Source organism: Arsukibacterium indicum, from assembly GCF_019100565.1.
Taxonomy (GTDB): domain Bacteria; phylum Pseudomonadota; class Gammaproteobacteria; order Enterobacterales; family Alteromonadaceae; genus Alishewanella; species Alishewanella indicum.
This window is the reverse complement of the sequence record NZ_JAHRID010000013.1, coordinates 3,273-15,645: the sequence shown is the minus strand read 5'-3', so window position 1 is coordinate 15,645 and position 12,373 is coordinate 3,273. Positions and strand designations below refer to the sequence as shown.

The window sequence follows — 12,373 nt, the reverse complement described above, 5'->3', positions numbered from 1 at the left end:
AGGTTTACGCTTCGCTATCCGTGAAGGCGGCCGTACTGTAGGTGCTGGTGTAGTATCTAAAATCATTGCTTAATTCGCAGTGAAAAAAGAAGGCTCCGTAAGGGGCCTTTTTTGTTTTAGTCTTCTAAATATCATGCAATAAGATACGGTAAGCTTGTTTTAGCACGCTAAGGCAGTATAATGAGCGGCTATTTAATGGCTGGGTAATAATGCAGCCATTTAAAAGACTGAAGGGGCATAGTTCCAATTGGTAGAACAGCGGTCTCCAAAACCGATGGTTGGGGGTTCGAATCCCTCTGCCCCTGCCAAATTTAAGGTAACAGCGGCTAACTGCTTTGCCTGATAGTTAATAACGACTGGCATGATACACGCCAAATTGAAGTGAGTTAGAGCATGAGCGTTGCGAGCGAAAACCCGAAAAGTGGGCTTGATCTGGTTAAATGGTTATTAGTCTTTGTCATTCTGTCATTGGCAGTGGTGGGTAACTATATATTCGAACTGGGTGCGTTAGAGCGTGCTATAGCAATCGTTGTGCTGGTAATTGTTGCCGGTGTGGTTGCTGGACAAACCCATAAAGGCCGTACCTTTATCAATTTCGCTAAAGAGTCTCGTTCCGAAATCCGCAAAGTAGTATGGCCAACCCGCCAGGAAACAATGCAAACAACGTTGGTGGTAATAATAGCAACCATTATTATGGGCTTATTATTATGGGGCCTGGATGCTATTTTATTGCGGGTTGTTTCTTTCTTTACCGGTCTGGGGATTTAAGCATGGCAGCAAAAATGCGTTGGTATGTCGTACAAGCGTTTTCAGGATTTGAGCAACGAGTTGCTACCTCACTGCGCGAATACATCAAACTTAACGAAATGGAAGAAAAGTTTGGTGAAGTTTTAGTTCCTACTGAAGAAGTTATTGAAATGCGCGCCGGCCAAAAGCGTAAATCGGAGCGCAAGTTCTTCCCGGGCTACGTATTGGTACAAATGGAAATGTGTGAAGAAGCGTGGCACTTAGTAAAAAGCGTGCCTCGAGTTCTGGGTTTTATTGGTGGTACTTCAGACCGTCCGGCACCCATTTCTGAAAAAGAAGCCATGACTATTCTGAATCGACTACAGGATAATGCCGACAAACCGAAACCTAAGACGCTGTTTGAAGCTGGTGAAGTAGTTCGAGTTACTGAAGGTCCATTTGCAGACTTCAATGGTGTTGTAGAAGAAGTGGATTACGAAAAAAGCCGCGTAAAAGTATCGGTATTAATTTTTGGCCGCGCGACCCCGGTAGAACTGGAGTTCGGACAGGTAGAAAAAGCGTAAATATATTAATTGAAACGGGGCGCTGATTAAAATATAATCTGCGCCCTTTTTATCGTCAGGGGAGCCGTTTGAGTAATTGTCCTCGCATTTACAAGGCTACGACCCTATAACAGAGGTGAAACATGGCAAAGAAAGTCACAGCACTTATTAAGCTGCAGGTAAAAGCCGGTATGGCCAATCCTTCGCCGCCAGTTGGTCCGGCATTGGGTCAGCACGGTGTTAATATCATGGAATTCTGTAAAGGCTTTAACGCCCGTACTGAAAGCCTGGATAAAGGAATGCCGATCCCAGTAGTAATTACTGTATACAGCGATCGTTCTTTCACGTTCGAAACCCGTACCCCACCAGCGTCGTTCCTGTTGTTAAAAGCAGCCGCACTGAAGAGCGGTTCAGGTCGTCCGAATACCCAGAAAGTTGGCAAGGTAACAGCTGCTCAGATTGATGAAATCGTTAAGATTAAACAACCTGATTTAACAGCTGCAGATCATGCTGCTGCGGTGCGTACCATTGAAGGTACTGCTCGTTCAATGGGCTTAGTGGTGGAGGGCTAATCGATGGCTAAATTAACAAAACGCGCTAAGTTAATCCGCTCTAAAGTAGATTCAACCCGCGAATATGACATCAACGAAGCTGTAGCTTTGTTAAAAGAATTAACTGCCGGCAAGTTCGTTGAGAGCGTTGACGTTGCAGTGAACCTGGGCATTGACGCTCGTAAATCGGATCAGAACGTGCGCGGTGCTACTGTACTGCCACACGGTACTGGCCGAACTGTCCGTGTTGCTGTATTTACTCAGGGTGCGAACGCAGAAGCCGCGAAAGCTGCTGGTGCTGACATCGTAGGTATGGAAGACTTAGCTGAGCAGGTTAAAAAAGGTGTAATGGACTTTGACGTGGTAATTGCTTCTCCGGATGCGATGCGCGTTGTTGGTATGTTAGGTCAGATTTTAGGCCCACGTGGTTTAATGCCTAACCCTAAAACCGGTACTGTTACCCCTAACGTTGCTGACGCAGTTAAAAATGCTAAAGCGGGTCAGATCCGTTACCGTAATGACAAGAATGGTATTATCCATTCAACCATCGGTAAAATTGACTTTGACGCTGACAAGTTAAAAGAAAACTTAGAAGCGTTATTAGTTGCTTTAAAGCGTGCCAAACCTTCTGTAGCGAAAGGTGTTTTCATTAAGAAAGTAACCATTTCTTCTACTCATGGTGCCGGCATGACTTTAAACCAGGCTTCTCTGAGCGCAGTGGTTTAAGGCTTAGCTTTACAGCAGGGCGGTATTGTTCTATAATCCCGCCCTCAAAAAATTCGGGTAGAAGTGCTGAATTTGCTGGCAAAAGCCAAAAATAAGCACTTCCGTCCAAGACCGTAGGTGCAATAATGCGTAAGCTGCGTTGCTTAAAACATCAACCTACGCAGACGGTGCAGGCCCCAGAAAGAATTAAATTCAATCTGGTCTCACCGTAAATCGCGCGCCTTTGGGAAACCGCAGGCGATGTGTAGGAAACCGGGTAACTATTATCCGGATGAACCAGGAGTTAAGAGCCAATGGCTATAAAGCTTGATGACAAAAAAGCAATTGTTGCTGAAGTCCAGGAAGCTGCCAAAGGTGCTTTATCTGCGGTAGTCGCAGATGCTCGTGGTGTCACTGTAGGCAACATTACTGCCTTGCGTAAGCAAGCCCGTGATGCTGGTGTTTGGATGAAAGTTGTCCGTAACACCTTAGTTCGCCGTGCAGTAGATGGCACCGAATTCGAGTGTCTGAAAGATGCATTCGTAGGCCCGACACTGATTGCGTTCTCTAAAGAGCACCCAGGTGCTGCAGCGCGGATCTTTAAAGATTTCGCCAAAGATAACAAACAGTTCGAGTTGAAAAGTGCCGCTTTTAATGGCGAAACAGTAAGCATTGATGTTTTAGCATCGTTACCAACTTACGACGAAGCTATCGCACGCTTAATGAGCACTATGAAAGAAGCAGCAGCCGGCAAACTTGTACGTACAATTGCCGCGGTTCGCGACCAAAAACAGGATCAAGCCGCGTAATTTTGCGTGTAGTTTGATGAGTGGAATTTAATTCGGGATCCGTCCCCTAATTTAGGAATCTGAGCAATGTCAGTGACTAAAGATCAAATCTTAGATGCTATCGCAGCAATGTCTGTAATGGATGTAGTTGAATTAGTATCTGCAATGGAAGAAAAATTCGGTGTATCTGCCTCTGCCGCTGTAGCTGTTGCTGCTGGCCCGGCTGCCGCCGCTGAAGAACAAACAGAATTCAACGTAATTCTGGCCGCTGTTGGCGCTAACAAAGTATCTGTTATCAAAGCAGTACGTGGCGCTACTGGTTTAGGCCTGAAAGAAGCGAAAGACCTGGTTGAGTCAGCTCCTGCTGCCATCAAAGAAGGCGTTTCTAAAGATGAAGCAGCTGCTCTTAAGAAAGATCTTGAAGAAGCTGGTGCATCTGTTGAAGTTAAATAATCCGGTAAAAACCGGGTTAACTGCCTGAGATTCGGGCTGGGCTGGTGATGAATTAATCACCGGCCTTTTTGCGCTGTGGGACAATGATTTCCCCACCCCTGCTGTTACCATGTCTGGTAGCAATAAATTACCGGTAATTCGGTAGTTGGGAAAAAAATCAGCAAGCTGAGGAACCCCATGACTTACTCTTATTCTGAGAAGAAACGTATCCGTAAGGACTTCGGCAAACGTCCGGAAGTACTGGATGTGCCATACCTGCTATCGATTCAAATCGAGTCTTTCAGCAAATTTATCGAGCCAGATCCGGAAGGTGAATACGGTTTAGAAGCCGCGTTCCGCTCTGTATTTCCAATCAAAAGCTATTCAGGCAGCGCGGAATTGCAGTATGTCAGCTACCGCATTGGGGAACCTGTTTTTGATGTAAAAGAATGTCAAATCCGTGGCGTAACCTACTCTGCACCATTGCGGGTAAAACTGCGTATGGTGTTATTTGATAAAGAAGCACCAGGCACGATTAAAGATATCCGTGAACAAGAAGTGTACATGGGTGAAATCCCGCTAATGACCGAAAATGGTACCTTTGTAATTAATGGTACTGAGCGGGTTATCGTTTCTCAGCTGCACCGCAGCCCGGGCGTATTCTTTGACCACGACCGTGGTAAAACACACTCTTCCGGTAAAGTATTATATAACGCCCGCGTTATTCCTTACCGTGGTTCATGGTTAGACTTTGAGTTTGATGCCAAAGACAACCTGTTTGTCCGGATTGACCGTCGCCGTAAATTGCCAGCGACTATTTTGCTGCGGGCGCTGGAATTCAGCACCGAAGAAATTCTGGCTACCTTCTTTGAGAACACTAAGTTTGAAGTGAAAGAAGGTAAGTTACTGATGGAAGTGGTTGCTAACCGCTTGCGTGGTGAAACAGCTGGTTTTGATATTAAAGACAACGATGGCGAAGTTATCGTAGAGCAAGGCCGTCGGATAACTGCCCGTCATGTGCGCCAGCTGGAAAAAACCGGCCTGACCATGATGGAAGTTCCACATGAATATGTAGTAGGCCGGGTACTGGCTAAAAACTACGTTGATACCAGCAGTGGCGAAATTGTTGCTGAAGCGAATGCTGAATTAACGCTGGACTTGTTAGCTAAGCTGACGAAAGCTGGTTATGACAGTTTTGAAACGCTCTATATCAACGATTTGGATCAGGGGTCTTATGTATCTGAAACAATTCGTATTGATCCAAGCAACAACCGGATTGAAGCACTGGTAGAAATTTACCGGATGATGCGCCCGGGTGAACCACCAACGCGCGAAGCTGCTGAAACTCTGTTTGAAAATTTATTCTTCTCCGAAGACCGTTATGACTTATCAACGGTTGGCCGGATGAAATTTAACCGCCGGGTTGGTTTTGAAGAAAACATTGGCGCAGGTGTTCTGAGTAAAGAAGATATCCTCGCCGTGATGAAAGTATTAATCGACATTCGGAACGGTAACGGTGAAGTTGATGATATTGACCACTTAGGTAACCGTCGGATCCGTTCTGTTGGCGAAATGGCTGAAAATCAGTTCCGGGTTGGCTTAGTTCGGGTTGAGCGTGCAGTGAAGGAACGTTTGTCACTGGGCGACTTGGATGCCGTGATGCCACAGGATTTAATTAACGCCAAGCCTATTTCAGCAGCGGTAAAAGAATTCTTTGGTTCCAGCCAGTTGTCACAGTTTATGGATCAGAATAACCCGTTGTCAGAAGTGACGCACAAACGCCGTATTTCTGCACTGGGCCCAGGTGGTCTTACCCGTGAACGCGCAGGCTTTGAAGTTCGTGACGTGCACCCAACCCACTATGGCCGGGTATGTCCGATTGAAACCCCTGAAGGTCCGAACATCGGTCTGATTAACTCGTTGTCAATGTTTGCCCAGACTAACGAGTATGGTTTCCTAGAAACCCCATACCGCCGGATTGAAAACGGTGTTGTAACTGACGAAGTCGACTTCTTGTCAGCAATTGAGGAAGGCAACTTTGTCATTGCCCAGGCAAATGCTGAACTGAACGATGAAAATCGGCTGTCAGAAGAGTTAGTACCTTGCCGTTATAAAAATGAATTTACCCTGATGCCTTCATCAGAAGTGCAATACATGGACGTAGCGCCACAGCAAATCGTATCGGTTGCGGCAGCGCTCATTCCGTTCCTTGAGCACGATGATGCTAACCGGGCACTGATGGGCTCGAACATGCAACGTCAGGCTGTTCCTACTTTACGCGCTGATAAGCCGCTGGTAGGTACCGGTATTGAACGGGTTGTAGCGAAAGACTCTGGTGTAACTGTAGTTGCGAAACGCGGTGGTACTGTTGATTATGTCGACGCCAGCCGTATCGTTATTAAGGTGCATGAAGAAGAAATGATAGCCGGTGAAGCCGGTATCGATATCTACAACCTGACTAAATACACCCGTTCTAACCAGAACACCTGTATTAACCAGCGCCCTTGTGTAAATCACGGCGAGCCAATCGAACGTGGTGATGTACTGGCTGATGGTCCGTCTACCGATTTAGGTGAACTGGCGTTAGGTCAGAATCTGCGCGTGGCATTTATGCCGTGGAACGGCTACAACTTCGAAGATTCGATTTTGTTGTCTGAGCGTTTGGTTCAGGAAGATCGTTTAACCACAATCCATATTCAGGAATTAAGCTGTATCGCCCGTGATACCAAGCTTGGCCCTGAAGAAATTACCGGTGATATTCCTAACGTCGGCGAGTCAGCACTAAGCAAGCTGGACGAAGCAGGTATTGTTTATATCGGTGCTGAAGTGAAAGGCGGTGATATTCTGGTTGGTAAGGTAACACCTAAAGGTGAAAGCCAGTTAACCCCGGAAGAAAAACTGTTACGAGCTATTTTCGGTGAAAAAGCTTCTGATGTAAAAGACACCTCACTGCGGGTACCAAACTCAGTAACAGGTACTGTTATTGACGTACAGGTATTTACCCGTGATGGCGTCGAAAAAGATAAGCGTGCCCGCGAAATCGAGGAAATGGAAGTCAAACAGGCTAAGAAAGACCTGAATGAAGAATTCCGTATTCTGGAAGCCGGCATCTTTGACCGTGCACGTAATTTGCTTGTGCAAAGCGGTTTAGACCGTGCCAAGCTTGATACCTTAAAAGGCGATGCACTGTTTAATCAGAGTCTGAGCGACGAAGAGAAGCAGAACGATTTAGAGCAGTTAGCGGCTCAGTACGAAGAAATTCGGGTTGAGTACGATAAGAAGTTTGAATTAAAACGCCGGAAAATTACCCAGGGTGACGATTTGGCACCTGGCGTACTGAAAATTGTTAAAGTGTATCTGGCCGTTAAACGCCGGATCCAGCCAGGTGATAAAATGGCGGGTCGTCACGGTAACAAAGGTGTTATTTCTACTATCGTTCCGGTAGAAGATATGCCGTATGACGAGAAAGGTCAGCCTGTTGATATCGTACTGAACCCGCTGGGTGTTCCGTCACGGATGAACATTGGTCAGATCCTGGAAACTCACCTGGGCTTAGCGGCTCGTGGTATTGGTGACAAGATCGACGGCATGATCAAAGATCAGAAAGAAATCGCTGAAATACGCGACTTCCTGGTTAAAGTGTATGCGTTAGGCGAGTCACGCCAAGATGTCGATGTTGCTAGTTTCACTGATGATGAAGTACGCCGCCTGGCGCAGAATCTGCGTAAAGGTCTGCCAGTGGCAACACCGGTGTTTGATGGTGCAAAAGAATCAGAAATCAAAGAGTTATTAACACTTGGCGATTTACCGACCAGCGGTCAGATCACCTTATATGATGGTCGTACCGGCAATACCTTTGAACGTAAGGTGACGGTTGGCTACATGTATATGCTGAAACTGAACCACTTGGTTGATGACAAGATGCACGCGCGTTCAACCGGTTCTTACAGCCTGGTTACTCAGCAGCCGCTGGGTGGTAAGGCACAGTTCGGTGGTCAGCGTTTCGGTGAGATGGAAGTGTGGGCGTTAGAAGCTTATGGTGCGGCTTATACCCTGCAGGAAATGCTTACTGTTAAGTCTGATGACGTCAACGGTCGTACCAAGATGTATAAAAACATCGTTGACGGCGACCACAGAATGGAACCTGGTATGCCAGAATCTTTCAACGTACTGATGAAAGAAATCCGTTCGCTCGGTATCAATATCGAATTGGAAGAGGAATAAACCGACATTTAGTTGGCGGGGCAGTGCGCTGCCCCATTCCGGTTTACCTCTTACAGGAGAGCAAAGGTGAAAGACTTATTAAAGTTTCTGAAACAACAAACTAAAACTGAAGAGTTTGATGTTATTCGTATCGGTTTATCCTCACCGGATATGATCCGTTCATGGTCATTTGGTGAAGTGAAAAAGCCAGAGACGATCAACTACCGTACCTTTAAGCCAGAGCGTGACGGTTTATTCTGTGCCCGGATTTTTGGTCCGGTAAAAGATTACGAGTGTCTGTGCGGTAAGTACAAGCGCTTGAAGCACCGCGGTGTTATTTGTGAAAAGTGTGGCGTTGAAGTCACCTTAACCAAAGTCCGTCGTGAGCGGATGGGCCACATTGAGCTGGCCAGCCCGGTTGCTCATATCTGGTTCTTAAAATCATTACCAAGCCGGATTGGTTTGCTGCTTGATATGACATTACGTGATATTGAGCGTGTGCTGTATTTTGAAAGCTATGTGGTAACTGAGCCAGGCATGACGTCACTAGAGCGTCGCCAGATGTTAACTGAAGAAGAATATCTGGATGTACTGGAAGAGCATGGTGACGAGTTCGAAGCTAAGATGGGCGCAGAAGCCGTGCTGGATATTCTGCGTGGCATCGATTTAGCGGTTGAAATCAAGCAAATGCGTGAAGAGTTGCCAACTATCAACTCTGAAACCAAGCGTAAAAAGATTAGCAAGCGTTTAAAATTGATGGAGTCGTTCTTCACCTCAGGCAATAAACCAGAGTGGATGATTATGACAGTGCTGCCTGTGTTACCGCCGGATTTACGTCCCTTGGTACCGCTGGACGGTGGCCGTTTTGCAACGTCTGATCTGAACGATTTGTACCGTCGGGTTATTAACCGTAACAACCGTTTGAAGCGGCTGTTAGATTTATCTGCACCTGACATTATCGTCCGTAACGAAAAGCGGATGTTACAGGAAGCGGTAGACGCGTTATTAGATAACGGTCGTCGCGGTCGTGCTATTACCGGTTCTAACAAGCGTCCGTTGAAATCTTTGGCTGACATGATCAAAGGTAAGCAAGGTCGTTTCCGTCAGAATTTATTGGGTAAGCGCGTAGATTACTCAGGCCGTTCAGTAATTACTGTTGGTCCTACTTTACGTCTACATCAGTGCGGTTTACCGAAAAAAATGGCGTTAGAACTTTTCAAGCCATTTATTTACGGCAAGTTAGAAACCCGCGGTTTAGCTACGACTATTAAAGCGGCTAAAAAGATGGTAGAGCGCGAGGAAGGTGCAGTATGGGATGTATTGGATGAAGTTATCCGCGAGCATCCGGTACTGTTGAACCGTGCACCAACTTTGCACCGTTTAGGTATTCAGGCATTTGAACCGGTACTGATTGAAGGTAAAGCAATTCAGCTTCATCCACTGGTTTGTGCCGCTTATAACGCCGACTTCGATGGTGACCAAATGGCGGTACACGTACCGTTGACTATTGAAGCGCAGTTAGAAGCCCGTGCGTTGATGATGTCAACCAACAACGTGTTATCACCAGCAAATGGTGAGCCTATCATCGTCCCTTCACAGGACGTTGTATTAGGTTTGTATTACATGACACGTGAAGCGATCAACGTCAAAGGCGAGGGCATGCTGTTCAAAAGTGCGAAAGAAGCTGAGAAAGCATTCCGCGCCGATTGTGCCAGCCTGCACGCTAAAGTAAAAGTACGGATCACTGAAGTTGAAATCGCAGAAGATGGTACTCGTACTGAGACGGTAGCCGTGCGCGACACCACTGTGGGTCGTGCCATATTGTTCTCAATTCTGCCTGAAGGACTGGCGTTTGATTCAATTAACCAGCCAATGGGTAAGAAACAGATATCACGGTTATTAAACGGTGCTTATCGTCGTATCGGTCTGAAACAAACGGTTATTCTGGCTGACCAGATTATGTATACCGGTTTCCACTATGCAATGTTGTCAGGCGTGTCAGTGGGTATCGATGACATGGTGATCCCTGCTGCGAAAACCGAGATTATCGACGCTGCAGAAACTGAAGTTGCTGAAATACAGGATCAGTTCCAGCAAGGTCTGGTAACCGCCGGTGAAAAGTACAACAAAGTTATCGATATCTGGTCAACAGCTAACGAAACCTTGTCAAAAGCGATGATGGACAACCTGTCAAAAGAGTCTGTGGTTGACCGCGAGGGCAATACCGTCGAGCAGCAATCATTTAACTCAGTGTATATGATGGCTGACTCAGGCGCCCGGGGTTCACCAGCGCAGATCAGGCAGTTATCAGCAATGCGTGGTCTGATGGCCAAGCCGGATGGTTCAATTATTGAAACGCCTATTACAGCGAACTTCCGTGAAGGCTTAAGTGTACTTCAGTACTTTATTTCTACCCACGGTGCCCGTAAAGGTCTGGCCGATACTGCACTGAAGACCGCGAACTCAGGTTATCTGACCCGTCGTCTGGTTGATGTTGCCCAGGATTTAGTAGTAACTGAAAGTGACTGTGGTTCAGATCAGGGCATCATTATGAAGCCATTGATCGAAGGCGGTGACGTAGTAGAAGGCCTGCGTGAGCGGGTACTTGGCCGGGTTGTTATTGGTGATGTAGTATCGCCAACAACAGCTGAAGTGCTGGTTGCCGATGGCACCATGCTCGATGAACAACTTTGTGATTTAATTGAACAAAATTCAATAGACGAAGTGCATGTTCGTTCAGTAATCACTTGTCAGACTGACTTTGGCGTATGTGCTAAGTGTTATGGCCGTGACCTGGCGCGTGGTCACCTGATTAATGCCGGTGAAGCAGTCGGTGTTATTGCCGCCCAGTCAATCGGTGAACCAGGTACCCAGTTAACGATGCGGACCTTCCACATCGGTGGTGCGGCATCACGGGCGTCTGCAGAAAACAGTGTTCAGGTGAAAAACGCCGGTACGTTAAAACTGCACAACGCTAAGTTTGTTCGCAACGCCGATAATAAGATTGTTATTACCTCACGTTCTGCCGAAGTAACAGTATTCGACGAGTTAGGTCGTGAGAAAGAGCGTTATAAGCTGCCGTACGGTTCTATTATGGCTACCGATGACAATGCCAAAGTGGCGTCAGGTCAAATCGTGGCAAACTGGGATCCGCATTCACACCCAATTATTGTTGAGCGTGGCGCCAAGGTTAGCTTCAGTGATGTTGATGATACCAACACCGAAGTACAACAGGATGAACTGACCGGTTTAACCCGGACAGTGGTTAAAGATTTGGCCAAAGCTAATGCGAAAGAGCCAAAACTTATCCTGGCGACTGACGATGGCGGCCTGCAGGAAATTCGTCTGCCAAGCTTTACCACAATCGAAGTTGCCGATGGCGAACAGGTGTTGACTGGTGCAGTATTAGCTCGTATTCCGCAGGAAAGCTCGAAAACCCGCGACATTACCGGTGGTCTGCCTCGCGTAGCGGATTTATTTGAAGCTCGTAAACCAAAAGATCCAGCCATCCTGGCCGAAATTTCTGGTGTTATCAGCTTCGGTAAAGAGACCAAAGGTAAACGTCGTCTGGTGATAACACCAGAACAGGGTGATGCTCATGAAGAGATGATCCCGAAATGGCGCCAGGTTAATGTGTTCGAAGGTGAGCGCATTGAAAAAGGCGAAGTTATCTCTGAAGGCCCTGAGTCTGCACACGATATTCTGCGTTTACGTGGTATTCACCATGTTGCCAGCTACATCGTTAACGAAGTTCAGGACGTTTATCGCTTACAGGGTGTAAAAATTAACGATAAGCACATCGAAACGATTATTCGTCAGATGTTGCGTAAGTGTATTATCACCAGCCCGGGCGATAGCGAATTCCTGGAAGGCGAACAGGCTGAAGTGGCCCGCGTCAATATCGCTAACCGCGATTTAGAAGCGGCCGGCAAAATGCCAGCTCAGTATGAGCGTGCCTTATTGGGTATTACCAAAGCGTCACTGTCGACCGATTCATTTATCTCGGCAGCGTCGTTCCAGGAAACAACCCGCGTTCTGACAGAAGCCGCTGTTGGTGGCAAGTTTGATGAACTACGTGGTTTGAAAGAAAACGTTATTGTTGGCCGCTTGATCCCGGCAGGTACTGGTTTTGCTTATCATCAAAACCGTGCCCGTTTACGTCAGCGTGGCAGCAATACCGATGTTGTTGAACCGTCAATGAGTGCAGAGTCAGCCGAACAGGCTCTGACCGATGCACTTAATATGAATTTGTCGGGCAACGACGAGTAAGAAAGGAGCAAGCTGTTTGCTGGTGCTTAAAAAGCCGGCAAACAGCATTGTAACTTGACAGGTCAAAGCTTGACCATTAGAATTCCGCGACCCTAATTTTGGGGTGCGGAATTTTCACGTTTATTGGGTATTTATT

Annotated in this window: 9 protein-coding genes and 1 tRNA gene; all 10 read left to right on the top strand. The window is 46.8% G+C overall.

The features are described 5' to 3' along the window. The coding region (locus KQY15_RS18715; protein ID WP_504739206.1) for an EF-Tu C-terminal domain-related protein at window positions 1–73 on the top strand (73 nt) is incomplete at its 5' end. Between the two features lie 158 nt (window positions 74–231). Beyond that, window positions 232–308, top strand: a tRNA-Trp gene (locus KQY15_RS18710). Window positions 309–393: 85 nt separating this feature from the next. Further along, on the top strand, window positions 394–768 hold the full coding sequence (gene secE, locus KQY15_RS18705) for a preprotein translocase subunit SecE (RefSeq protein ID WP_217671431.1): 375 nt from the start codon (window positions 394–396) through the stop codon (window positions 766–768). Between the two features lie 14 nt (window positions 769–782). After that, window positions 783–1,310, top strand: a complete 528-nt coding sequence (gene nusG / locus KQY15_RS18700; RefSeq protein WP_097113097.1) for a transcription termination/antitermination protein NusG — start codon at window positions 783–785, stop codon at window positions 1,308–1,310. Window positions 1,311–1,432: 122 nt separating this feature from the next. Then, window positions 1,433–1,861: a 50S ribosomal protein L11 gene (rplK, locus tag KQY15_RS18695; protein ID WP_019677781.1), complete on the top strand. Its 429-nt coding sequence runs from the start codon at window positions 1,433–1,435 to the stop codon at window positions 1,859–1,861. A 3-nt stretch (window positions 1,862–1,864) separates the two neighbouring features. After that, window positions 1,865–2,566: a 50S ribosomal protein L1 gene (rplA, locus tag KQY15_RS18690; protein ID WP_217671430.1), complete on the top strand. Its 702-nt coding sequence runs from the start codon at window positions 1,865–1,867 to the stop codon at window positions 2,564–2,566. A 293-nt stretch (window positions 2,567–2,859) separates the two neighbouring features. Then, a complete protein-coding gene (gene rplJ / locus KQY15_RS18685; protein ID WP_097113092.1) occupies window positions 2,860–3,354 on the top strand; it encodes a 50S ribosomal protein L10 in 495 nt (164 codons plus the stop codon). A 66-nt stretch (window positions 3,355–3,420) separates the two neighbouring features. Then, window positions 3,421–3,786, top strand: a complete 366-nt coding sequence (gene rplL / locus KQY15_RS18680) for a 50S ribosomal protein L7/L12 (protein WP_217671429.1) — start codon at window positions 3,421–3,423, stop codon at window positions 3,784–3,786. 177 nt (window positions 3,787–3,963) lie between these two features. Further along, window positions 3,964–7,989 carry a DNA-directed RNA polymerase subunit beta gene (rpoB, locus tag KQY15_RS18675; RefSeq protein WP_217671428.1) on the top strand — a complete coding sequence of 1,342 codons (4,026 nt, stop codon included), beginning with the start codon at window positions 3,964–3,966 and terminating at the stop codon, window positions 7,987–7,989. A 66-nt stretch (window positions 7,990–8,055) separates the two neighbouring features. Beyond that, entirely contained in the window at window positions 8,056–12,237 is a 4,182-nt protein-coding gene (rpoC, locus tag KQY15_RS18670) for a DNA-directed RNA polymerase subunit beta' (protein ID WP_217671427.1), read from the top strand. Window positions 12,238–12,373: the final 136 nt, after the last annotated feature.

Coding starts and splice junctions, on each gene's coding strand:
- secE (WP_217671431.1), top strand. CDS start 394: ATGAGCGTTGCGAGCGAAAACCCGAAAAGTGGGCTTGATCTGGTTAAA.
- nusG (WP_097113097.1), top strand. CDS start 783: ATGCGTTGGTATGTCGTACAAGCGTTTTCAGGATTTGAGCAACGAGTT.
- rplK (WP_019677781.1), top strand. CDS start 1,433: ATGGCAAAGAAAGTCACAGCACTTATTAAGCTGCAGGTAAAAGCCGGT.
- rplA (WP_217671430.1), top strand. CDS start 1,865: ATGGCTAAATTAACAAAACGCGCTAAGTTAATCCGCTCTAAAGTAGAT.
- rplJ (WP_097113092.1), top strand. CDS start 2,860: ATGGCTATAAAGCTTGATGACAAAAAAGCAATTGTTGCTGAAGTCCAG.
- rplL (WP_217671429.1), top strand. CDS start 3,421: ATGTCAGTGACTAAAGATCAAATCTTAGATGCTATCGCAGCAATGTCT.
- rpoB (WP_217671428.1), top strand. CDS start 3,964: ATGACTTACTCTTATTCTGAGAAGAAACGTATCCGTAAGGACTTCGGC.